This window comes from Thalassobellus citreus (assembly GCF_044385915.1).
Lineage (GTDB): Bacteria > Bacteroidota > Bacteroidia > Flavobacteriales > Flavobacteriaceae > Thalassobellus > Thalassobellus citreus.
The window spans coordinates 1-24,021 of record NZ_JBISCC010000117.1; the positions used below are offsets into that span (position 1 = coordinate 1).

Consider the following 24,021-nt stretch of genomic DNA (forward strand, 5'->3'; position numbering starts at 1 on the left):
CCGTAGTACTTGTAGAAGTAAGGTTATTTGTTATGGTTACTGTTGCATCTGAACCGTCAGCTCCATCATTCCCAGGAACACCTTGTGGCCCTTGCGCACCTGTTTCACCCACTAAACTTGCTAAAAAATCAGCTTTCGTTCCAGTATTCTCATTATCTAACCATATTTGGTATGCTGAGTCTCCATCGGCACCATCAACACCGTCAGCTCCATCATTACCAACAACACCTTGTGGCCCTTGCGCACCTGTTTCACCCACTAAACTTGCTAAAAATTCAGCTTCCGTTCCAGTATTCTCATTATCTAACCATATTTGGTATGCCGAGTCTCCATCGGCACCATCAACACCGTTTGTACCATTTACGCCATCAGCCCCATCAGCTCCGTCAGCTCCATCATTACCAGCAACACCTTGTGGCCCTTGCGCACCTGTTTCTCCCACTAAACTTGCTAAAAATTCGGCTTCCGTTCCAGTATTCTCATTATCTAACCATATTTGGTATGCTGAGTCTCCATCGGCACCATCAACACCGTTTGTACCATTTACGCCATCAGCTCCGTCAGCTCCATCATTCCCAGGAATACCTTGTGGCCCTTGCGCACCTGTTTCACCCACTAAACTTGCTAAAAATTCAGCTTCCGTTCCAGTATTCTCATTATCTAACCATATTTGGTATGCAGAATCTCCGTCTTTACCATTAGCACCTGCAGGTCCTGGTGTTGAACTTCCAGAGTTTGCAGCATATAATGCATAAGGAACACTCATTAATTGGCTTGTTCCTGTAATAGTATAGTTTGTACCACCATCTGTGTCTATTTCTGTTTTAATAAAATAAGTGTTATTTGACCAATCAATGGTAGAAAAATCACCATTAATAGCGGTTCCTGTGCCAATTTCAATATTTGCTAAACCATTTATATTTGTAGTCAGCGATTGGGTTTCAGTATATACAGCAACTCCTGTTGAGTTACCTTGTAAAATACTAATTTGTATACTAATATTTTGATTAGATAAAATAACATCGCTAGAATTTCTAACAATAGCTTGATAACTCATTTTTTGAGGTGTTTGTGCAAACATACCTAGTGTGCACAAAAAAATAAAGGATAATAATAGGTTGGATTTTTTCATGGGGATTAATTTTTAATGATTTTAAAAGTTTTTATATTGTTATTGCTGTTGCTTAATTTTAGTAAGTATGTTGCCATTGGTAAATCTTCTATGTTAATTTGAACAGTATTGTTTTTAATATCACCACTGGTTATTAAAGCACCTAATAGATTAAAAAGGCTATAGGATAATTTACCATCTTGTTTACCATCAATTGTTATATTTAGAATAGAAGATGTAGGGTTTGGGTAGGTAGAAATGTTTAAATTAGTTTCTATGTCTACAACAGCAAGAGATGTGGCATCAAAATAAAATTGAATACCTTGAATAGCAGATCCGTTAGTTCCTATATTTGTTTCTTGCACAATTTGTCCAACAGAATAACTTACAGATCCACCGCTGCCAGATATATTACTGCCAGATGCTATTAAAGCATCTTGAGCCTGCATGGTGTTAAATACAAAAACCAGTAATGAGGGTAAGAGTATTTGTTTAAAAAAAATATTTTTTTTCATATCAAAAGGGTTTAGAATTTATAGAAAAGGGTTTGTGTTTTGGGTAGAATGACGTTTTATAAAAGGAATTTATAAAGCGAGAGATAATGAGCGACGACTTTTTTCTAAATAAGGAGAATAGAGATTGTTCATCATTTCCGTAATTCAATGAAATGAATAGCGTAAGAAATATTGTTAAATTACGATTTTTGGAAAAATATTTAGAATAATAACCAACGTGGTAGTTTATTCTATAAAAAGCTAAAGAATAGCTTTTGTTTAAGATTTTTAAAGTCATAATAGCCGTTTAGGTTATATGACTGGTAATAATTTCGCTGGTCAAATATAGTTATTAATCTTACAATTCAAAAGTTTTTTATGTTAAAACATCGATTAAGTGTAATTATTTAGGTTTAAAAGTGTTTTTTTGTGATTTATAACCAATAGCTTTTTAGTAAGAAATCGCTTTGAGAATTTGAAATAGATTGATTTGAAGAAGTAGTACTAATAAATCAATTTTTATAATCCTTCCTCAATCAATTCTACAGTAACCCTTTGTATAGTTGGAAAAACTGAAGGTCCAAATTGATTAAAAACTGCGACATCAGTAGCATCATGTCCGTAGCCAATAGCAACATAACCGCCTTTTGGTCCTGTTTGGGTAGCATCAAAAGTGTACCAACGTCCGCCAACATAGGCTTCAAACCATGCATGCATATCCATAGGTCGTAAATTGTATAAATAACCAACTACCATACGAGCAGGTATGCAAAGACTTCTGCAAAGAGCAATACCTAAATGAGCCAAATCTCGGCATACACCAGATTGTTTGTAGTTAACCTCGATAGCCGAAATAGGGTAGTCGCTACTTCCAGGAATATAGCTAATAGTATTGATTAGCCAAGTTTCAATAGCAGCTACTTGATTGTAACCAGGTAATTGATTTGCTGTAATAAGAGAGGCTAAATCACTAAATCGGTCTGATTCACAATAACGACTTGGTAATAGATAGCTAAGTACGTTGTGTGGTAAGTTTTGTATTTCTACAAAATATGCATCAGGAGAAACATCAACAAATTCGGAGGTTTTTACATCGGCTTTTGTTTGTATAGAAAAGGTTCCAACAGGAGCGATGAGTTGCTGACAAAGGTTTCCGTAGTTATCTGTAAATTCTACTACAGGAACATTTGGTTTTATATTAAACTCATCTTTAGCTAACCATTGTTCTGCGCCACTCCGTGGACGTAACATGAGTATAAAAGGCGTTGGTACTTCTATGTCAAATAATAAGTCGCAACCAATTCGTAACCACATAAATTAATGCTTAAAGCGTTTATCAAAGCTAAATGATTAAAAAGTTATATACTTGGTATTTATATTATTTAAATGTGATATTAGTTATTAAAACAAATACTATAAATTAAAAGTCTGTTTATTGAGTTACTCATAATTTCATGACTCTTTTTATTTTAATAGTTGAGTTTCTAGCAATTAGTTATTAAGTGGATTTTAGTGTTTGACTTTATCAGAAAAAAAACAGCTAACTTATTTTAATATTAGATATAAAACATTCATGCTGAATTTATTTCAGTATTAAAACGATTTCATATCAATTCGATAGACCAACCATCAAAATAACTCTTTCTAACCTTAAAGCATCTGCATAACCTTTTTCATGCCTTTAGTAGCCGTTTCAGGAATAACAGTTAAATGTTGTTTGCTTTCTATATTTGGTTTGGGGTCAATAAAATAAGTTGTAGTATGCTCAGGTACATAATGCATTAAACTAGCAGCAGGATATACCTGCATAGAGGTTCCTATTATTATAAGAATATCGGCTGTTTCGCATATTGTAACGGCTTTTTCTATCATAGGAACATCTTCACCAAACCATACAATATGTGGGCGTAATTGATGTCCGTTAGAGTCGGTGTCGCCTAAAACTAAATCGGTTTCCCAATGTTGTACATCATTTATATTAACAGTGCTTCTTACTTTTAAGAGTTCACCATGTAAATGAGTAACGTTCGTACTGCCTGCACGTTCATGTAAGTCATCTACATTTTGGGTAATAATACTTACTTTATATTTGTTTTCAAGTACTGCTAAATCAAAATGTGCTGCGTTTGGTTTAACTTCAAATAATTGTTTTCTACGTTGGTTGTAAAACTCTAAAACCAATTTTGGGTTGGCAGCAAAACCTTGTGGCGTAGCTACTTCCATAACATCATGACCTTCCCATAAACCATCGGCATCTCTAAAGGTTTTTATACCGCTTTCGGCACTCATACCTGCTCCTGTAAGTACAACTATGTGTTTTTTCATGTGGTTAGAATTATTGTTTTTATTGGTTACATGTAACATTTATTTAACCATTTTCTTTAGGTGTCAAAAATTTAGATATGAATGTTTCATCAAATAAAGATAGGTTTTTTTAATTTTCAGAAAAGGAGAAATCTTATCATTTTTATTTGTAATTATATTTTCGACTTCTTGAGTCATTTCGACTATAGGAGAAATCACATAAAATAATTTAAAAGATTTGAACCCCTAATAAGGTCTTAATTGTTTTAAATTTTACATGTCTAAAAACCTTTGCAGTAATAACACAACTATTTATTATTTTTGAAAAATGATTGATTTGAAACTTTTAGAGCACTTAGAAAGCTATTTAACAGACTCTCGCAAAGAAAAATTTTTAAAAGTATTACAACAGCGTACAAAACATTTTACGGTGGCAACCGAAGATGTATATCAATTACATAATACCAGTGCGGTAATGCGTAGTTGCGATGTTTTTGGTATACAGGAATTGCATATTGTAGAAGAGCAAAACTCTAAGCAAATAGATAGAGAAATTGCTATGGGAGCTCAAAAATGGGTTGATTTAAATAGATATACTCATGTGAAAGATTGTATAGCAGGTTTAAAAGAAAAAGGCTATCAAATTGTTGCTACCACACCGCATACTGATGATTGTTTGTTACATGAGTTGGATGTAACTAAGAGGTCTTGTTTTTTCTTTGGAAGAGAAACCGAAGGACTTTCTAAAGAGGTGTTAGACGAAGCCGATGTGTTTATGAAAATACCAATGGTTGGTTTTACTGAGAGTTTAAACATATCTGTAAGTGCTGCTATTACTTTACAGCATGTAACGACCAAGTTAAAACAAACCGATATTAATTGGCAGCTTACTGAAGCTGAACAATTAGAAAAACGATTAGATTGGTGTAAAAAAACGATTAAAAGTTATGATGAGATTATTGAGCGTTTTTATAGTATCTAAGCTAATTTGTGATACTGTCTTTTTCTGATTTTTTTACAATTTCTAAGAACTCTTTGCTGTAATTAAATAAGCTGTCTAGAAGGATAACACGGTTTTCTTTTTTGAGTAATTTTTTATCAAGTTGTTTGGTGTCGCAATAATTAAAAAACAGTGGTTTGTATGCTTCTTTTATTTGTAACTGATTCGTTAATAATTCTTTGTTAAAGAAGGTATCGTTTTTAAAAAGAGAATCGAATGCTTTATATGTTGTTGTAATAATAGGCACGTCTTTCTTTTTTTTGTTTTTAAAAAGCTTTCCAATAAGACCAGCAATTTTAATAAAGTCTAAGTTGCCACTTGGTGGAGGTTGGTACTTATATGGATTGTTTTTCATGTCATTTTTTATTTGTAAACCTAGAATTTCTGCATATATTTCATCATTAAATATTACTACTTCACGATTTTCACTAAGTAAGACTTCATCAAGGTTATTAACTGTTTTTTTTAGTTCGAATACATTGGTTTCTTTAAAATGGTTTCCTATTAATTTTATTTTCTTCTCATTATGAAATAGGGAAGAGAATACTAGTGTATCATTAACAGAAGCTAGTATTTTAAAATCGCCTTTATCATCGGTATACGTACTTGTGTTTTTTGAAAGGTTAAAAATTTTTGCCCCTTTTACGGTTGATTCGTTATCATAAATTTTTCCAGTAATATTTTGAGAAAGAATAGTTGTTGGCAAGATTAAGAAGAGCAATAATTTAATTTTCGGCATCATAAAAAATCTGATAAGTGTTTGTTTATCAAATTAATGTGTTATTTGTTTTTTTAATTAAGTATTTAAGATAGTTTAACAGCTGTCTTAACTAAACTTTAATATTTAGACATAAAAAAAGAGACTTTAGTTAAAAAGCCTCTTTTTTTATATTGTGACAAGGAATTAAATCTTCCTACTTCTGCCTCTACTTAATACTTTGTATTCTTCATAGCATTCGCTAATGGCATCGAGTATTTGTAAATCGTTAGCGGTTTGTATAAAACCTTTTGAGTAATTACAATGACTTACTATTTCATCTAAATCTACACGGTCTACTTGTAGTAAAACGGTAAGCATTTCTCTGTCAAAACGCGATGCTAAAAGGTTTCTAATTTCATCATCTTGCTTCATCTTTTTAAGTTTTCGCAATTCATTTGGTTTTTTACCAAACATACGATGTAAAAAATCGGCAGGGTTAAAAATAGAACCTATAATTTTACTAACTGTTCCAGGAGAACTAGCTTCATAACCTGTACTTAAGCCAGAAATACTGTAGCGGTAATTTTTATTTATAATAGGAACTTGCTTAATATCAACTTCTAAATAGCCTGTAAGTTTTAATTGACTTACAACCACTTCTTCAAGAGCCAGAGCCAACTCTGTTAATTCAATTTTAGAACTTCCAAACTTTAACCAGTCATTAGTAACTCTTACTTTTATAGACTTAAATCCTAAATAAGAAAAGTGTAAAGTGTCATTCGCTTTGGCCGAAATTTCAAACTCCCCTTTGTTATTTGTTGTAGTACCAATAACCTGATTAAGGTTAACAATGTTTACACTTTCTAAAGGTTTATCTGTTGAAGAATTAATAATAACACCTATAACTTTATCTGCTTCTTGTGCCATAGTAAATGCAGAAGTAGCTAATAGTATAAATAGGAGTAGGGTATTCTTCATAGGTTTGTCTTTATCAACGCTAATTTTGTTATAAAAGTACTAAACTAAATAACAAAATAGCGCCAACAAGTTTTATTTTGACTAAAAATTAACATAAACGTTTAATTCTATCTACGTGAACGTCTTGGTCTGTCTGAACCAGAATAGTTCGATTTAGAATCAGAACCAGAGCGTCTTTCCGATCTATTAGGACCTGAATTACTAGATTTAAAATCGCCACCAGAACGTCTTGGTCTAGAAGAATCACTTCTAGAGCCCGAGCGTCTTTCTCCACCGCCACGTCTATCATCACGACGTCTACCTCCGCCACCGCCACTGCGTCTGTCGTTACGTCTTCTACCACCACCGCGGTTTTCAGATACTTCAACGTTTACAAAACGACCTTCGTGCTTATAGTCTGTAAAGAAAGCAAGTACTTTCTCTTTTTGTTCATTTTCGGTGTTAAAGAAAGAGAAACTCTCTTTAACTTCAACTTTAAAAACATCGTCTCTACCAAGTTCAAGAACTTCTTTTAAGAAGTCTTTTAACTTCATCCAATCGAAACCATCTTTACTACCAACGTTAATAAAATAACGTGTAGAGTCCGATTTTCCACCAAAGTCTCTACCGCCTTCACGTCCACCATCTCTATCTCTAGAGCCTTCAGCAACATTTAAGTTTTTAGATTTTTGGTAGTAATTGTAGAAACGTGTAAACTCTACCGAGAAGAATTTCTTAATCAATTCATCTTTATCAGTATCAGCAAACAATTCGTTAATACTCGTTAAATGCTTATCAATTTCGTGATTAATCTCCGTATTGTGAATTTTATTTGCAAGCGACATTAATTGTACTTGGCAAATTTCAGATCCATCAGGAATGTCTTTTTTCTCAAACTGGCGTTTAATAATACGCTCAATACTTTTTATTTTACGAACTTCACTTTTAGACACAATTACCATAGAAACACCTGTTTTACCAGCACGTCCTGTACGTCCAGAACGGTGTGTATAAGTTTCAATTTCATCAGGTAATTGGTAATTTATAACGTGTGTAATATCGTCTACATCAATACCACGAGCAGCAACATCGGTAGCTACAAGCATTTGTATTTGTTTGTTTCTAAACGATTTCATGACAATGTCACGTTGATTCTGACTTAAATCTCCGTGTAAAGCGCCAGCGCTATAACCATCTTCAATTAAGTTTTCGGCAACTTTTTGAGTATCACGTTTTGTTCTACAGAAAATAACAGAAAATATATCAGGATTAGCATCCGATAAACGTTTTAAAGCTTGGTAACGATCTCTAGAATTAACTAAATAGTATTCATGAGATACGTTGCTTGTACTTTCATTTTTATTACCAACAGTAATTTCCTGTGGGTTAGACATGAATTTTTTAGCAATAGTTGCTACTTCTCTTGGCATGGTTGCAGAAAACAACCAAGTATTTTTATCTTCAGGAGTATGCGAAAGAATATCGGTAATATCTTCTTTAAAACCCATGTTTAGCATTTCGTCAGCCTCATCTAAAACACTGTATTGTATTTTAGAAATATCAACCATACGTCTGCTAATCATATCTTTCATACGTCCAGGTGTAGCCACAATAATTTGTGCGCCTCTTTTAACCTCTCTTGCTTGGTCCGATATGCTCGATCCACCATAAATAGCAACTACGTTAAGTCCTTTACAGTACTTACCATAGGCTTTCATTTCGTTGGTTATTTGTAAACAAAGTTCACGTGTAGGTGATAAAATAAGGCCTTGTGTGGTTCTGCTATCTATATCAATTTTCTCTAACATAGGAAAACCAAAGGCAGCTGTTTTACCAGTTCCTGTTTGTGCTAATGCAACTAAATCGGTTTCCGATTCTAATAAAATTGGGATTGCTTTTTCTTGAACTTCACTTGGTTTAATAAAACCTAAATCTGTAATAGCTCGTAAAAGGTCGTCATTTAGACCTAATTCTTGGAATGTGCTCATTTTTGTATAAGTATTCGATTATGTTATGTGGTGTTACATAAAGAAGCGAATCGACATACTTAAACATTAAACCTCTCGTAACACATCCTCACTCTGAGGAATTTTAGTGAAACTCAAATTTGAAAAGCCTATAAGCGAATTCAAGTTTGTAAGTTGAACTAATCTCGTGTTTATCAAGAGATCTTCATCCTTATTAATTTCAAGGCGCAAAGATAAGCTTTTATTTCAATAAACAATTTTTGGGCGTTTTAACACGCTTTACTCATGCTCTAATATTTTAAATTTGGGAGTCGTGAATATAAATATTTCACTACTCAATCTTTTTGCAGAAAAAGCAAAAAGGATTTCAAACAAACCGTTCAATCGTTAACGCGTTTGTTTGCTAATTAATAGGTTTGAGTTGAGTTATTTTTCTTTTTGGAGAGGGGTTCGTTTAACGACGTTGATATGAAATCGTTTTAATACTGAAATAAATTCAGCATAAATGTTTTATATCATACATTAAACTAATGTTAGCTAATTTTTCTGATAAAGTTAAGTTTCAACCAAAAGAAAAAACAACTTTTCTTTGCGTCTTAGAGTCTTTGCGCGACAATATTATGTGATTTCTCCTAGCGTCGAAATGACACAGAAGTTCAAATTATCAATCCGTTCCAAAAGCATAAATATATGCACTTTATGAGGTGTTAAATTATTTAAACTTTTTTTAAGATAGTTACTTATTCTAATGAAGATTTCAAATTAAACTCCGAGAGCCTCTGCGAAAACTCAGCGGAACTCAGTGTTAAAATATTTTTTTAAGTCTTTAATTTTTTTAAAACTTTGCGCCTTAGCGCCTTTGCGCGACAATATTATGCAGATTTCTCTCTGCGTTCGAAATGACACAGAAATTGTTTTACAATAAGGTAATCACCTTATCCAAAATAGGATTCCTATTATCTGGATTCCAAATAGCCGATAACACAGTTTTTTGACGAATTTTAGTAAGTTCTATAAATTTTATTTTTGAATTATGTTCAGGCATTAATGATTTAGGAACAATAGAAATACCGAAATTGTTTTCAACCAATTTATAAATTGAACTTGCATGAATAGTATTGTGTGAGACTAAAGGAGTAAAACCGCTATCATCAAAAATGCCCATCACTTTTTCGTAATAAGAAGCACTATATTCGGGATCAAACAATATAAAATGCTCATTTTTTAGCTGCTTCATATTTTTAAAATTAGAAGCATCAATTGGATGGTCTTTTGGTAATACCAAACAAAACGATTCTTTTAAAACAGGATGGCTGTTTAATCCTCTAGGAATACGTTCTAAACGCACAAAGCCTATATCAATATCTTGAGACAATAGTCCTTCAATTTGTTTTTGGTTATCCATTTCTTTCAAACTAAACAATATATCGGGATGGTTTTTAGTGAATTGTAATAATAAATTAGGAATAATTTGCTGCATGGCAGAACCTACGTATCCAAAGTTAAGTTGCCCATCTTTTCCTGTTTCAAGTAATTTAGCATGATTTAAAATGGTGTCTAAGTGTTTTAAATTTTTAGAAAGTTCTTTTTTTAAATACGCTCCAGTATGCGTTAGTTTTACTTGTCGGTTATGGCGTTCAAATAATTTCATGCCTAATTCTTCTTCCATTTCTTTTATCTGTCTACTCAATCCAGGTTGCGAAATAAAAAGCGTTTCTGCTGCTTTTCTAAAGTGCAAAGTGTCTGCTACAGCTAAAAAATATTTAATATGTCGAAGTTCTATTTGATAACTCATAGTTATTAATAGTTTAAATTAATAGTCTTATTGTGTATCAAATTTATTGATAATTTTGTTTTAAACAGGATAATATTCAACTTATTATAAAATTAGAAATGTTTATATACGGAATTGATATACTAACAGTAGATAAAGTGATGGCAATTGCTAATGGTTCATTAAAGGCAACATTGTCTGATTATGCAAAATCAAAGATTAACGATTGTAGAACCAAAGTAGAAACCATGGCAAATGGTAACAAAGCTGTGTACGGAATTAATACGGGCTTTGGTCCTTTATGCGATGTGCAAATTACGCCAGATGAAACTAGCACGCTTCAAAGGAATTTGCTTATTACACATGCTGTTGGTGTTGGTAAGCCTATTGAAAAGGAATTATCTAAAATAATGATGATTTGTAAAGTCCATGCTTTAAGTCGTGGCTTTTCAGGTATTCGTTTAGAAGTTGTAGAGCGCATTATTTATTTTATAGAAAATGATTTGTTACCAGTTGTTCCAGAACAAGGATCGGTAGGGGCTTCAGGTGATTTGGCGCCATTATCGCATTTGTTTTTACCATTAATAGGTGAGGGAGAATTTTGGAAAGGAAACGATATTGTTTCAGCAAAAGAAGTTTTAATATCTCATGGATTAGAACCTATACAATTACAAGCAAAAGAAGGTTTAGCCTTAATAAATGGAACGCAGTTTATATTAGCGCATGCCATCATAGGTTTAAATAAAATGCAATATTTGTTAGATTTAGCCGATGTTGCTGGTGCCATGAGTTTAGAAGGCTATCAAGGCAGCGAATCACCTTTTAAAGAATTACTGCATAGTATTCGTCCGTTTAAAGGTAATTTAGAAGTTGCTAAGCGTATGCGTATGCTTTTTGAAAATTCTAATAATATTAAATCACATGAAAACTGTGCCCGTGTACAAGATCCGTATTCTATGCGTTGCATTCCGCAAGTCCATGGGGCTTCAAGAAATGCCTATTATCATTTATATGAATTAGCAGAAATTGAAATGAATTCGGTTACCGATAACCCGATTGTTTTAAGTGAAACCGAAGCTATTTCTGGAGGGAATTTTCACGGTCAACCTTTAGCTATGGCATTAGATTATTGTTCTATTGCAGCTTCAGAATTAGGAAATATTGCCGACAGACGTTGTTATTTACTATTAGAAGGTAAATATGGGTTACCAAGATTATTAACCGCAAGTGGTGGTTTAAATTCAGGATTTATGATTCCGCAATATACTACCGCCGCTTTAGTAACCGAAAATAAATCCTTATGTTTTCCGCCATCGGCAGATAGTGTGCCAACCTCATTAGGACAAGAAGATCATGTGTCTATGGGAAGTATTTCTGGGCGTAAATTTAATCAGATTTTAGGGAATATTGAAAAAATATTAGCTATCGAACTCATGTATGCAGCACAAGCCATGGAGTTTAGAAGGCCAAATACCTTTTCTGAAATTATAGAGAATAATTTTGAGATTATAAGATCTAAAGTCGATAAGTTAGAAGACGATCGTATTCTTAAAGATGATATTAATGCTTTAATTATGATGGTTAAAAATCAAACATTCATTGTGAAATAAAAATAGTTATGACGTTTAAAGAACAAGTTTTACAAGGTATTCCGTCTAAATTACCAGCTAAAAAAACATATCCGTTAGATGCTAATAGAGCACCAAAGCGAAAAGATATTTTATCTATAGAAGAAAAACAATTAGCTATTAGAAATGCGTTGCGCTATTTTCCTAAAGCATGGCATCAAGAATTAGCACAAGAGTTTGCAGAAGAGTTGAAAGCATTTGGTAGAATCTATATGTATAGATTTAAACCAGATTATGATATGTATGCGAGAGCTATTTCAGAATATCCTGCAAAATCTAAACAAGCAGCTGCCATTATGCTTATGATTCAGAATAATTTGAATCCAGCAGTAGCACAACACCCCGAAGAATTAATAACGTATGGTGGTAATGGCGCGGTTTTTCAAAATTGGGCGCAGTATCTTTTAGTGATGCAGTATTTGGGAACGATGACCGATGAGCAAACATTGCATTTATATTCAGGGCATCCTATGGGATTATTTCCATCATCTAAAAATGCACCACGTGTTATTGTTACTAACGGCATGATGATTCCTAATTATTCTAAACCAGATCATTGGGAGAAATTTAATGCTTTAGGGGTTACTCAATACGGACAAATGACAGCGGGGTCTTTTATGTACATTGGTCCTCAGGGGATTGTGCACGGTACTACGATAACAGTCATGAATGCATTTAGAAAAATATTACAAAAACATGAAACGCCTAACGGAAAAATATTTTTAACCGCTGGTTTGGGAGGTATGAGTGGTGCACAACCTAAAGCTGGTAATATTGCAGGTTGTATTACAATTGCTGCAGAGGTGAATGCTAAAGCAGCAACAAAAAGACACGAACAAGGTTGGGTAGATGTGTTGATTGATACTATAGATGATTTAATAGTTAGAGTAAAACAAGCACAGGAAACGAATGAAGTAGTTTCAATTGCTTACATAGGTAATGTTGTTGAAATTTGGGAGCGTTTTGATGAAGAAAATATTCATATTCATCTTGGTTCCGATCAAACTTCATTGCATATTCCTTGGACAGGTGGTTATTATCCTGTAGGTCTTTCTTATGAAGAATCAAATCGTTTAATACGTGAAGAACCAGACACTTTTAAAGAAAAGGTGCAAGAATCGTTAAGACGACATGCGGCAGCAATAAATAAACATACCGCAAAAGGAACCTATTTCTTCGATTATGGAAATGCCTTTTTATTAGAAGCCTCAAGAGCAGGAGCCGATGTTATGGCAGAAAATAATATCGATTTTAAATACCCATCGTATGTGCAAGATATTTTAGGCCCTATGTGCTTCGATTATGGTTTCGGACCATTCCGTTGGGTGTGTGCCTCAGGAAAATCGGAAGATTTAGATGCAACCGATGCTATTGCTGCAACAGTTTTACAAGGTATTATGGAAAATGCTCCTGAAGAAATTAAGTTACAAATGCAAGATAACATCACGTGGATTAAAGATGCTAAAAAGAACAAAATGGTAGTGGGCTCACAAGCTCGTATTTTGTATGCTGATGCCGAAGGACGCTCGAAAATAGCAGAAGCATTTAATAACGCGATTGCCGAAGGTAAAATTGGCCCTGTGGTATTAGGGCGCGATCATCATGATGTTAGTGGTACCGATTCGCCATACAGAGAAACTTCTAATATTTACGATGGTAGTAAATTTACAGCAGATATGGCTATTCATAATGTTATTGGCGATAGTTTTAGAGGTGCTACTTGGGTATCTATTCACAATGGCGGCGGCGTTGGCTGGGGAGAAGTTATGAATGGCGGTTTTGGTATGCTGTTAGATGGTACTAAAGAAGCCGAAGCCCGATTAAAAAGCATGCTGTTTTACGATGTAAATAACGGAATTGCTCGCCGAAGTTGGGCAAGAAACGATGAAGCCATTTTTGCAATTAAACGTGAAATGGCACGTACTCCAAATTTAAAAGTAACTTTACCTAACCTTGTTGAAGACGACATTTTAAATACCTTATTCTAATGGCAACACTATTTAAAAATATAAAAGAATTAATTCAAGTTCGTGATGCATCGATTGCTTTCGTGTCTGGAAAAGACATGAGCGTACTTCCTACTATTAAAAATGCTTTTTTAGTAGTTGAAAAAGGAATGATTACCGATTTCGGATCTATGGAAGATTGTCCAAAAAATGATTTTTCAAAAGTTATTGATGCCACAGGAAGAATGATATTGCCTGCTTGGTGTGATTCGCACACGCATATTGTGTATGCAGGTAATCGTGAAGGCGAATTTGTAGATCGTATTAAGGGACTTTCTTATGAAGAAATTGCTAATAATGGCGGCGGTATTTTAAATTCAGCTAAAAAACTTCAAGACACATCAGAAGATGATTTGTATGATGAAAGTAAGGTAAGACTTGAAGAGGTGATGCGTTTAGGTACAGGAGCAGTAGAAATTAAATCAGGCTACGGATTAACCTTAGAGTCTGAGTTAAAAATGTTGCGAATCATCAAGTGTTTACAAGAAAATTATCCAATAGAAGTGAAAGCCACTTTTTTAGGAGCTCATGCCGTACCTGCAGCGTATAAAAATGATAAATCAGGTTATTTGTCGTTACTAATAAATAAAGTCATGCCTAAAGTTGCCAAAGAAAATTTAGCAGAATACATCGATATTTTCTGCGAAACTGGCTATTTCACAGTTGCTGATACAGAACGTATTTTAAAAGCAGGAAAAAAATATGGGCTTATTCCTAAAATTCATGTCAATCAGTTTACTGCCATTGGTGGTGTGCAAGCGGGGATAAAACATGAAGCGCTATCGGTAGATCATTTAGAAGTTATGCGAGATGAAGATATCAATGCATTAAAAAACACTAAAACCATGCCTGTGGCTTTACCTAGTTGTTCGTATTTCTTAGGTATTCCGTATACGCCAGCAAGAAAAATGATTGATGCAGGATTACCTTTGGCATTAGCAACCGATTATAACCCTGGATCTACACCTTCAGGAAATATGAATTTTGTAGTATCTACGGCATGCATAAAAATGAAAATGACACCCGAAGAAGCTATAAATGCAGCTACCATTAATGGTGCTTACGCTATGGGATTAGAAACAAAATTAGGCTCTATTACTAAAGGAAAACAAGCCAATTTAATATTAACTAAATCTATTAGTTCATACGGATTCATTCCTTATGCATTTGGAAATAATCAAATAGAAAGTGTTTTTATAAAAGGAAAAGAAGTTATATAGTTTTTAGGTGTATTCAAGATATTTGAATTATTAAAATAAAATGCATGAGTAAATGTTAACGCATTTGTCCGCTAACTAATAGATTCGAATTAGATGCTTTTTCCTATTCGATTAATCATTTCTTTAGCGTTAGTGTTTTCAGGATCTAGCTCTAAAGATTTTAAGTAGTTGGTTTTTGATAATTCATATTGATTATTTAAGAAATAGCTTTCGGCTAAGCTATCAAATGCGTTAGCAGAATTTGGATGCTCTTGGATATTTAATTTAAAAATTTTTATAGCATAATCGATATTCTTTTTTTGTAAAAAAGCATAGGCTAAATTATTTAATGTAGCTTCATAATCCAATTTCGGATTTTCATCTCTCACTTTAAAATAGTTGCTTTTTGCTTTATCGAAATTCATTTTTAAAAATTCTGTAATTATTTTTTCATCAGATAAAGCAGGTTTATTTATTAATTTTGGTTCAACTATTCCAGCAATATGTTCGATTACTGTATTATGAATTGGATAATATTTATGACCGTTTGAGAGGTATATGATTGTAAGGTCTTGATTTAAGAATTTTCTAAAACCAGTTTGCATACCTCCAGTAAAACCATATGAATCTATATTGTTTGTACGATATGAGTCCCATCCGTATAAAAAAGTTCTTTTATCATTTATGAATTTATATGGTTGCCACATTTTTTCTTTTGTTTCTGGTTTTAGAAATACATTGGCATCTAGGTTTTTATTCCATAATATTAATTCGTCTAAAGAAATATTTAATCCATTACAAGCATGACCTCTCTTTCCTCCAATAATATCCCTTTTTTTAAGCTCTCCTAATTCATCATTAAAATCATACCTATATACTCTATTTGGGATTTTAGTCGTGAAATTAGATGAAAATAATACATTACTTTTTGATTGCGAAAACTGATTGTTTAATACAAAATCATTAAATGAGGTAACCTTTACTTTTTCAATAATTTTAGAGAGAAACCAATAGTTTGTTTGATTGTATTCCCATTGATTTCCTTTTTCAAAATGAATACTATCTTTTGATATTTTTGAAAACATTTCTTCATCAGATATATCTCCTTCAAAAAGGCTGAAATCAGGTAGTCCAGATGAGTGGGTTAATAAATTAGCAATGGAAACGTTTTGCCATTTTTCGGGTAAATTTTCAATGTATTTAGAAATAGTATCCTCTAACGAAATTTCACCTTGTTCTATTAACTGAAATACAGCTGTTGCCGATATTAGTTTTGATACTGAATAAACAGGAAACATTGTTAGATTGTTTACAGGAGTATTGGTTTCTAAATTTTCTATTCCAAAATAACCTTTATAAATAACTTCACTGTTTTTAATAACTGCTACAGCTAAACCAGGAATTTTATGAACTTTTTTTTGTTCTTTTAGGTAGGATTCGATTTCATTTTCTTGTTGTTTTGATGAGGACTCAGTATTGGTATTTACCTTATTTTGACAAGAAGTAATCAATATAATTGATAATACGAATACTATATTTTTTATTTTTTTCATTGTTAGTATTTCTCTATAAGACTATATAATTAATTAATTGTTACATTTTTTTATTAATGACAATATTTTATATCTAGCTATAATCAAAGATAACAGAAAGTTTCAATCAAAACAGGAGCCGCTACCCCTTGAGACTTAGCGCCTTTGTTTGAAATAAATAATGCGATTTCTCCTTGAGTCGAAATGACACAGAGATTTAAATAAAAACTCCGTGACTCTCTGTGAATACTCAGTGAATCTCAGTGTTAAAACTTTCTAGAAATTCAAATTATGATTTTCTCAAATTTCCAATCCGTTCCAAAAGCGTAGGATGTGAGTAATGCATAAACACATACGCTTTATGAGGCGTTAAATTACTTAAACTGTTTTTAGATAATTTTTTAAGTGAAGTAATTAAAGGTTCTGCTTTAAAAGTGTTTTTAGCATAATCATCGGCTTGATATTCAAACTTTCTAGAAAACAAATTCATAATTAACCCAGTAATTTCAGAAATAGGTGAGTAGAGTAGTCCAAAAGCAATCAAACCAATATGAAAACTAGGAATTTCAACACCTAAAGCATTTGATAATAACGGATTTGAAATAAATAACGATAAGATAAATAGTGTTAATCCCGTTAATAAAATCGAAGCAAATAGATTGAAAATAATGTGTTTCTTTTTATAATGTCCTACTTCGTGCGCTAAAACAGCAACAATTTCATCTTCATCTAAATCGTTAATTAATGTATCATAAAGTGTTACACGTTTTTCACTTCCAAAACCAGAAAAATAAGCATTGGCTTTGGTGCTACGTTTAGAACCATCAATTACAAATATCTTGTCTAATTTAAAGCCAACAGTATCAGCATATGCGGCAATTTTATCACGTAAACTTCCTGCTTCTAAAGGTGTTTGTTTATTAAAAAGCGGAACAATAAGTTTAGAATAAAACATATTCATAAATAATGAAAATACCGCAACTAAAACCCAAGCATATAGCCAGAAATTTGTTCCTGTAACTTGATAAAACCAAATGATGAGAGCTAAAATACCACCACCAACAATAGCCATCATTAACCAGCCTTTTACTTTATCTAAAAAGAAAGTTTTAACAGTTGTTTTATTAAATCCGAATTTTTCTTCAATTACAAAGGTGCTATAATAGGAAAAAGGAGTGGTTAAAATATCGCTGCCAATCATTATAATTCCGAAGAAAATTAATGCGACAAGAATGGGGTTTTCAGAATAGTCTCTAGCCATATTGTCTATAAATTCGAAACCATCAAATAATAGAAATCCTAAGGTTAATAGAATGGAGAATGTTGAGGTTATAATTCCAAATTTATACTTGGTGGCTTTATAGTTTTGTGATTTTTTATATTCGGTATCATCATAAACGTCTTGTAATTCTTCAGGAAGTACATCATTGTAATGTTTCGCGTTTAAAGCATCTAGGATTTTATCAACTATAAAATTAATAATTATTATAGCTATGATGATGTAAAAAAGAGTATTTGCTGTCATGTTATAGTTTAATTTGGTCTTTGACTGTGTTCAACTGATAATAGAACCATTATTCAAATCCCCGCTGTCTTTTCGCTTCAAAAATAAGAATTCCTGCAGCAACCGATACATTCATAGAATCTATTTCCCCCTGCATAGGAATAATAATGTTTTGAGTCGCGTTTATACGCCATTCTTCACTTAAACCTGTGGCTTCCGTACCAACAACAATAGCAGTCGGTTTGGTATAATCTTGTGTATGATACTCAACCGATTCCTGTAAAATAGCAGTATAAATATTAATCTGCTTAGATTTTAAAAAGTCAATGATTTCTGTAGTGGTTCCGGTTACAATTTGGTTAGTAAACACACAACCCACACTAGAACGAATAATATTAGGGTTGTATAAATCGGTTTTTGGGTTGGCAATAATAACGGCATCTACATTAGCTGCATCGGCAGTTCTTAAAAGCGCACCAATATTACCAGGCTTTTCTGGAGCTTCGGCAACTAAAATTAAAGGGTTTTTTGTTTTAAACGTGGATTTATTTATGTTGTGGTTTTTGCTTTTAGCCACAGCAATCACACCTTCAGTAGTGCTTCTATATGCTAATTTTTGATACACATCTTTAGAAACTTCTATGAAGTCAATATTCTGAGTTGTCAATTCATTTATTTGCTCTTTAAAAATAATATCAGGATTAAATAAAATAGTTTCTAACTCATAACCACCTTTTAACGCTAATTTAATTTCACGTTCGCCTTCAATTAAAAATAAACCACTTTTTTTACGTTCGCGCGATTTATCTTTTAATTGAACCAGTTGTCGAATAAAAGGATTTTGTATGCTGGATATTAATTTTGTAGTCAATTATTTACTAGTTTTGTTTTGCAAATTTACGGTATTATGAAACAACTATTACTTTTCGTTTTGTTCATTTTTTTATCTATTTCGGTTAGAGCCCAAATTCAAGGACCACCACCGCCTTGTGGTATTTTAGAAAATATCGATATATGTGCTGACAATCAAGAAGGAGAGGTTGTTTTAAACCTAAGAGAATTATTTCCTTTTAGTCAGTTTTGTCTTGCTACACTCGAAACTGTTGTTGAAGAGGATTATCATCCAATATCTTATTACTTGACAGAGGATGATATGACTAACGAAGTAAATGTTATTCAAAATCCAGAATCTTATATTAATACTCAGAGTAATCAAATATTTTATTTTAGGGCTAATAAAAAAGTTTTTCAGGGGTATACAACAGACATTCTTACCCGAGATAGAGGTATTGAAATTTTTTTACCACCATTTGTTAATCAACCTTCTTCCGTAGAAGTTTGTGATGATAATGAAGATGGATTTGCTACATTTGATTTATTATCTCAAACAAATGCCATACTAACTACTGATGATGGTGTGCAAAATTGGCAACTTAATTATTATGAATCATTAGAGGATGCAAACAATGTTATTAATGATATAATTGATTATAGAAACTATGTCTCAGATTCAAAAATTTTATTTGTTAGATTACTTAAAAGTGATGGATGTGTTTATATAACATCATTCAATTTAATAGTTCAAGATTGTTCAACAAAAGGTGTGATTGAAATAAATGCTTTTTATGATGCCAATAGTAATGAATTTTTTGATACAAGTGAAATAAGTTTTTTAAACGGAACACTTACTTATGAGAAAAATAATGATGGAGTACAACATAGTTTATATTCGTCAAATGGTGTTTTCAATATAATAAGTGATAATGACACTAATACTTATGATATTAGTTATGATGTAAATAATGAATATGATTCTTGTTATAATATCACAACTACATCTTATGATAATATAAGTGTGACAAATGAGAGTAAAGTAAATTATGATTTTCCAATAAATAAAGTACAAGATTGTGGTGATATTGCACTTTATTTAACGTCTAACGCATCGCCAAGACCTGGTTTTTATTATTATAACCGACTTGTAATTGTAAATAATGGTTTAGAAACTGTAACTTCTGGTTCTATTGAATTTACTCATGATCCTACAGTGACTTTTAAAAATGTTTCGGGACTTGATATAGGTAATTTAGTAACAAATACAGCAACAGGGTTTAGACTTGATTTTGTCAATTTACAACCAAACCAAAGAGAATATGTAGATGTGATTATGAATGTTCCTGTTCCAACAAGTTTAGGAACGGTATTAACTAATACAGTTACTTATTCTGTTGCCGATTTAAATGTTGAAAATAATGTATCTACGCTTTCAGAAACAGTAATAGGTTCATACGACCCAAACGATATTACAGAATCTCACGGGCCAGAGATTTATTATGATGATTTTACAACTAATGATTATCTGTATTACACCATCAGGTTTCAAAACGTAGGAACTGCAGATGCTATTAACGTGTCTATTGATAATACATTAGATGCTAAGTTAGATAAATCTACTATTCAAATGCTAAATGCTAGTCATGATTATGTGTTTACAAGAACCGATAATCAATTAAATTGGCAGTTTGATAATATTCATTTACCAAGTGAAGATATGGATGAACCAGCAAGCCATGGTTATGTGTATTATAAAATAAAGCCATTAGTTGGATATAAAGTTTGGGATATTATACCAAATACTGCCGAAATTTATTTCGATTTCAATTCAGCCGTTATAACAAATACTTTTGAAACAAAATTTATTGAAATATTATCAAATAAACCATCAGATATATCACTTTGTGATGATGATTCAGATGGGGTTATGTCTTTTGATTTAACGCTCCAAAATACTGAGATTTTAGGGAGTAAAAATCCAGATAATTTTTCGGTTTCTTATTATTTAACTTTAAATGATGCTGAAAATAATACAAATCAATTGCCGACAAACTACAATGCTTCTGGTGTTACAACTATTTATGTTAGAACTGAAGAAAATATAACTGGAAGTTATGATACCACTTCATTTGAGATAAACGTTTTGTCTGCTCCATCAATTAACCAACCTACTCCTCTAGAAGTTTGTGATAGTGATGTTACTCCAGATGGTTATACCGTTATGGATTTAACAGAAAAGGATGATGAAATAACAGGAGGTGATTCTAATTTAAATGTTACGTATCATTACAACTCAACAGACGCGGGCACTGGTAACAATCCAATACCTACTCCCTATATAAATGCAAATACTCCAACAGAAATAGTATATGTTAGAGTAATCAACTCCCAAACAGGTTGTGTAAGTACAACAACGCTTAAGGTAATTATTCATACGATGGGTATAATAGATATAGGTGATTTTGCTTTGTGTGATACTAATAATGATGTAAATGATACTTTAGGGTTTAATCTTAATACAATTGAAAACTACATAGCAAACGACTTATCATTTCCTATATCTGTTACTTTCTTTCAAACGGAAGTTGATAGAGATAGTAACACAAATGAAATATCTAAGACTAACTTATATGAGGCTACAAGTCCTGAAGTATTGTATATAAGTATAGAAAATACAAGCACTGGATGTTCTCAAGTTGACGATATTACACTTTTAATAAATCAAGTGTTATTTTTTAACTCAACTGACCCGATTGTTTATTGTGACACCGATAATGATGGTATAGTTAGTATAGATTTACATGCATTAGATAATTTAATAACAAGTAATAACAATAGTTTTGAAGTAACATACTTTAATACTATTTCTGATGCAGAGAACAATACAAACCAACTCGCTCCCTTTTATTCAAATACTAATCCAATAGAAACTTTAGTTGCTAGAATAACAAGTGTAGATACAGGTTGTCATACTGAAAACCTTTTTGATATTGAAGTTTTAGTTGCTCCAGCAGCAAATAAACCAACACCAATTATTATTTGCGATAATGATCAAGATGGTTTTTCTGTTATCAATCTAGAAGATAAAATACCAGAAGTTAATTCAGATACCACAGGATTAAATATAGACTTTTATACTTCTTATGATGATGCTAATGCAGATGTAAATCCAATTTTTAATACAAAAAATTTTATTTCAGATTCAAAAACGTTTTATATAAGAGTAGAAAACGCACTTAGTAATACTCAATGCTATAACATTGTTGAATTAGAAGTTATAGTTAACACATTGCCAATTATTCCTGTTGTTAGTGATATTAAAGTTTGTCAAGAAGGCGGAAGTAGTACTGCAGATTTTTTATTAGCAGATAAAGATGCTGAAATTTTAAATGGACAAACAGGTAAAGAAGTTTATTATTTTGAAGATGCTGCCTTAACAATTCCAATTGATAAAAATAATATTTATCAAAACACATCAAGTAATCAAACCATATATGTAAAAGTTGAAAACATTACGGATAAAACTTGTTTTGATACATCCTTATTTAATATTCTGGTTTCCTCAAACCCTATATTTTCAAAACCTTCGCCTTTTTTAGTTTGTGATGATATTAGCAATGATGAGTTTGAAAGTTTTGATTTAAATGAAAAAACTACTGAAATAAATCAAAGTGCCAATGAAACCTTGAACATTACTTATTACTCGAGTCGTACAGATGCAGAAAATAATACAGGTGCTTTACCTACAACATATACAAACACTAGTAACCCACAAACAATTTATATTAGAATTGAAAGCGCAGATTCTTTTTGTTTTGTTATTGAAGAATTAAGTTTAAACATTATAGCTGCACCAAATATTACACAAGTAACTACTCCTCTTATAGAATGTGATACAGATTATGATGGCATGACTACGTTTAATTTAGAAGATGCCGATTTTCAAATTTTAGATAGAATACAAACAAACCTAATAATTAACTATTTTGAAAATTTTGAAGACATAAATCAAGATGATGGATTAGATAATACCAATGAAATTTTAGATCCAAAAGTCTTTTTTTCAGAGTCTAAAACAGTTTATATAAAAGTAGCGAATACTTTAACAGGATGTTTTAGTATTATTCCATTAGAACTTGTTGTAAATAATATACCACCTTCAATTATTTTAGACAGTTTTTATGAGCTCTGTGAAGGTTCTACATTGGTTTTAGATGCAATAATAAGTGATTCTAATGTATACACATATTCTTGGTCTAATTCAGAGAACACTCCAACTTTAAGTGTAAATAAAGAAGGTGTATATACTGTTACAATAACTAATACAAATGGATGTACCTATTCTGCTACAGCTGTGGTTACATCTATTGAATGTGGAGACGATGACTCAGACGGTATTATAAATAGTGATGAAGATATTAACGGAAACGGAAATTTAGAAGATGATGATACAGATAAAGATGGTATACCAGATTATAAAGACGACGACGATGACGGTGATAATATTGATACAGCTGATGAGTTAATAGACCAAAGTAGTATTACAGGAAAGGTTTCTAAGAATTCTAAAACAGCAAGAACTTTTATTGATACAGATTCAGATACTATTGAAAATTATCTTGACGACGATGATGATGGCGATGGTGTTTTAACAAAAGATGAAGATTATAATAATAACGGCACACCATTAGATGATGATACAAACGCTAATAATGTACCTGATTATTTAGATAAAGCAGTAGCTTTAGGTGTTAATGTTTTTGATGTGTCAAGTTTTTCAATTACTCCAAACCCAGCAAATAATTTGGTGACGTTAAGTTTTGGAAAAGTGAATGCAAACAACATAAGCGTTAATATCTACAATATTCAAGGAAAACAGATTTTAAAAGCTTCTAAAACGCTACAAAACAAATCTGTGACTTTAGATGTTTCTCATTTAAAAAGCGGACTTTATTTTCTTAAAGTTAGTATTGACGATTCAGAGGTTGTAAAAAAACTAATTAAAGAATAA

16 protein-coding genes are annotated in these 24,021 nt (G+C 32.1%); 5 read left to right on the top strand and 11 right to left on the bottom strand.

Annotated features, from left to right (window positions below; all coding sequences use genetic code 11):
- The 4 genes from ACH5TX_RS03970 to ACH5TX_RS03985 form a co-directional block, all read right to left on the bottom strand.
- Positions 1 to 1,132: DUF8740 domain-containing protein (locus tag ACH5TX_RS03970; RefSeq protein WP_500691796.1), on the bottom strand; the 1,132-nt coding region annotated here is incomplete at its 3' end.
- Between the two features lie 5 nt (positions 1,133 to 1,137).
- On the bottom strand, positions 1,138 to 1,626 hold the full coding sequence (locus tag ACH5TX_RS03975) for a T9SS type A sorting domain-containing protein (RefSeq protein WP_439338243.1): 489 nt from the start codon (positions 1,624 to 1,626) through the stop codon (positions 1,138 to 1,140).
- 498 nt (positions 1,627 to 2,124) lie between these two features.
- On the bottom strand, positions 2,125 to 2,919 hold the full coding sequence (locus ACH5TX_RS03980; protein ID WP_439338244.1) for a transglutaminase-like domain-containing protein: 795 nt from the start codon (positions 2,917 to 2,919) through the stop codon (positions 2,125 to 2,127).
- A 336-nt stretch (positions 2,920 to 3,255) separates the two neighbouring features.
- Positions 3,256 to 3,930, bottom strand: coding sequence for an SIR2 family NAD-dependent protein deacylase (locus ACH5TX_RS03985; protein WP_439338245.1), 675 nt, complete (start codon positions 3,928 to 3,930; stop codon positions 3,256 to 3,258).
- 307 nt (positions 3,931 to 4,237) lie between these two features.
- Here ACH5TX_RS03985 and ACH5TX_RS03990 point away from each other — a divergent pair, with 307 nt between their 5' ends.
- Positions 4,238 to 4,891: a TrmH family RNA methyltransferase gene (locus ACH5TX_RS03990; protein ID WP_439338246.1), complete on the top strand. Its 654-nt coding sequence runs from the start codon at positions 4,238 to 4,240 to the stop codon at positions 4,889 to 4,891.
- A gap of 1 nt (position 4,892) precedes the next feature.
- Here the strand turns inward: ACH5TX_RS03990 and ACH5TX_RS03995 are convergent, their stop codons facing one another.
- The 4 genes from ACH5TX_RS03995 to ACH5TX_RS04010 all read right to left on the bottom strand — a co-directional run bounded on the left by ACH5TX_RS03995 (position 4,893) and on the right by ACH5TX_RS04010 (position 10,328).
- Positions 4,893 to 5,651, bottom strand: a complete 759-nt coding sequence (locus ACH5TX_RS03995) for a carboxypeptidase-like regulatory domain-containing protein (RefSeq protein WP_439338247.1) — start codon at positions 5,649 to 5,651, stop codon at positions 4,893 to 4,895.
- Between the two features lie 162 nt (positions 5,652 to 5,813).
- Positions 5,814 to 6,587, bottom strand: coding sequence for a carboxypeptidase-like regulatory domain-containing protein (locus tag ACH5TX_RS04000; protein WP_439338248.1), 774 nt, complete (start codon positions 6,585 to 6,587; stop codon positions 5,814 to 5,816).
- Positions 6,588 to 6,694: 107 nt separating this feature from the next.
- Positions 6,695 to 8,554, bottom strand: a complete 1,860-nt coding sequence (locus ACH5TX_RS04005) for a DEAD/DEAH box helicase (RefSeq protein ID WP_439338249.1) — start codon at positions 8,552 to 8,554, stop codon at positions 6,695 to 6,697.
- A gap of 895 nt (positions 8,555 to 9,449) precedes the next feature.
- Positions 9,450 to 10,328 carry a LysR family transcriptional regulator gene (locus ACH5TX_RS04010; protein ID WP_439338250.1) on the bottom strand — a complete coding sequence of 293 codons (879 nt, stop codon included), beginning with the start codon at positions 10,326 to 10,328 and terminating at the stop codon, positions 9,450 to 9,452.
- Positions 10,329 to 10,426: 98 nt separating this feature from the next.
- On the opposite strand from ACH5TX_RS04010, the gene hutH reads away from it, so the two are divergent.
- Genes hutH through hutI form a run of 3 tightly spaced genes read left to right on the top strand, consistent with a single transcriptional unit; the run spans position 10,427 to position 15,161 of the window.
- Positions 10,427 to 11,917 (top strand): histidine ammonia-lyase, encoded by a 1,491-nt coding sequence (hutH, locus tag ACH5TX_RS04015; RefSeq protein WP_439338251.1) that lies wholly within the window; start codon positions 10,427 to 10,429, stop codon positions 11,915 to 11,917.
- Between the two features lie 8 nt (positions 11,918 to 11,925).
- A complete protein-coding gene (gene hutU, locus ACH5TX_RS04020) occupies positions 11,926 to 13,923 on the top strand; it encodes a urocanate hydratase (protein ID WP_439338252.1) in 1,998 nt (665 codons plus the stop codon).
- Positions 13,923 to 15,161 (top strand): imidazolonepropionase, encoded by a 1,239-nt coding sequence (gene hutI / locus ACH5TX_RS04025; RefSeq protein WP_439338253.1) that lies wholly within the window; start codon positions 13,923 to 13,925, stop codon positions 15,159 to 15,161. Before hutU ends, hutI begins: the two co-directional genes overlap by 1 nt.
- Before the next feature lie 89 nt (positions 15,162 to 15,250).
- On the opposite strand, the gene ACH5TX_RS04030 is transcribed toward hutI, so the two are convergent.
- The 3 genes from ACH5TX_RS04030 to ACH5TX_RS04040 all read right to left on the bottom strand — a co-directional run bounded on the left by ACH5TX_RS04030 (position 15,251) and on the right by ACH5TX_RS04040 (position 19,047).
- Positions 15,251 to 16,693, bottom strand: a complete 1,443-nt coding sequence (locus ACH5TX_RS04030; protein WP_439338254.1) for a serine hydrolase domain-containing protein — start codon at positions 16,691 to 16,693, stop codon at positions 15,251 to 15,253.
- Positions 16,694 to 16,961: 268 nt separating this feature from the next.
- Positions 16,962 to 18,197, bottom strand: coding sequence for a M48 family metallopeptidase (locus ACH5TX_RS04035; protein WP_439338255.1), 1,236 nt, complete (start codon positions 18,195 to 18,197; stop codon positions 16,962 to 16,964).
- Between the two features lie 49 nt (positions 18,198 to 18,246).
- Positions 18,247 to 19,047, bottom strand: coding sequence for a TrmH family RNA methyltransferase (locus ACH5TX_RS04040; RefSeq protein WP_439338256.1), 801 nt, complete (start codon positions 19,045 to 19,047; stop codon positions 18,247 to 18,249).
- A 36-nt stretch (positions 19,048 to 19,083) separates the two neighbouring features.
- Here ACH5TX_RS04040 and ACH5TX_RS04045 point away from each other — a divergent pair, with 36 nt between their 5' ends.
- Positions 19,084 to 24,021, top strand: a complete 4,938-nt coding sequence (locus tag ACH5TX_RS04045) for a T9SS type A sorting domain-containing protein (protein ID WP_439338257.1) — start codon at positions 19,084 to 19,086, stop codon at positions 24,019 to 24,021.

Bases quoted from the DNA above. Each gene is read 5' to 3' on its own strand.
- ACH5TX_RS03975 (WP_439338243.1), bottom strand. From the start codon at position 1,626: ATGAAAAAAAATATTTTTTTTAAACAAATACTCTTACCCTCATTACTG.
- ACH5TX_RS03980 (WP_439338244.1), bottom strand. From the start codon at position 2,919: ATGTGGTTACGAATTGGTTGCGACTTATTATTTGACATAGAAGTACCA.
- ACH5TX_RS03985 (WP_439338245.1), bottom strand. From the start codon at position 3,930: ATGAAAAAACACATAGTTGTACTTACAGGAGCAGGTATGAGTGCCGAA.
- ACH5TX_RS03990 (WP_439338246.1), top strand. From the start codon at position 4,238: ATGATTGATTTGAAACTTTTAGAGCACTTAGAAAGCTATTTAACAGAC.
- ACH5TX_RS03995 (WP_439338247.1), bottom strand. From the start codon at position 5,651: ATGATGCCGAAAATTAAATTATTGCTCTTCTTAATCTTGCCAACAACT.
- ACH5TX_RS04000 (WP_439338248.1), bottom strand. From the start codon at position 6,587: ATGAAGAATACCCTACTCCTATTTATACTATTAGCTACTTCTGCATTT.
- ACH5TX_RS04005 (WP_439338249.1), bottom strand. From the start codon at position 8,554: ATGAGCACATTCCAAGAATTAGGTCTAAATGACGACCTTTTACGAGCT.
- ACH5TX_RS04010 (WP_439338250.1), bottom strand. From the start codon at position 10,328: ATGAGTTATCAAATAGAACTTCGACATATTAAATATTTTTTAGCTGTA.
- hutH (WP_439338251.1), top strand. From the start codon at position 10,427: ATGTTTATATACGGAATTGATATACTAACAGTAGATAAAGTGATGGCA.
- hutU (WP_439338252.1), top strand. From the start codon at position 11,926: ATGACGTTTAAAGAACAAGTTTTACAAGGTATTCCGTCTAAATTACCA.
- hutI (WP_439338253.1), top strand. From the start codon at position 13,923: ATGGCAACACTATTTAAAAATATAAAAGAATTAATTCAAGTTCGTGAT.
- ACH5TX_RS04030 (WP_439338254.1), bottom strand. From the start codon at position 16,693: ATGAAAAAAATAAAAAATATAGTATTCGTATTATCAATTATATTGATT.
- ACH5TX_RS04035 (WP_439338255.1), bottom strand. From the start codon at position 18,197: ATGACAGCAAATACTCTTTTTTACATCATCATAGCTATAATAATTATT.
- ACH5TX_RS04045 (WP_439338257.1), top strand. From the start codon at position 19,084: ATGAAACAACTATTACTTTTCGTTTTGTTCATTTTTTTATCTATTTCG.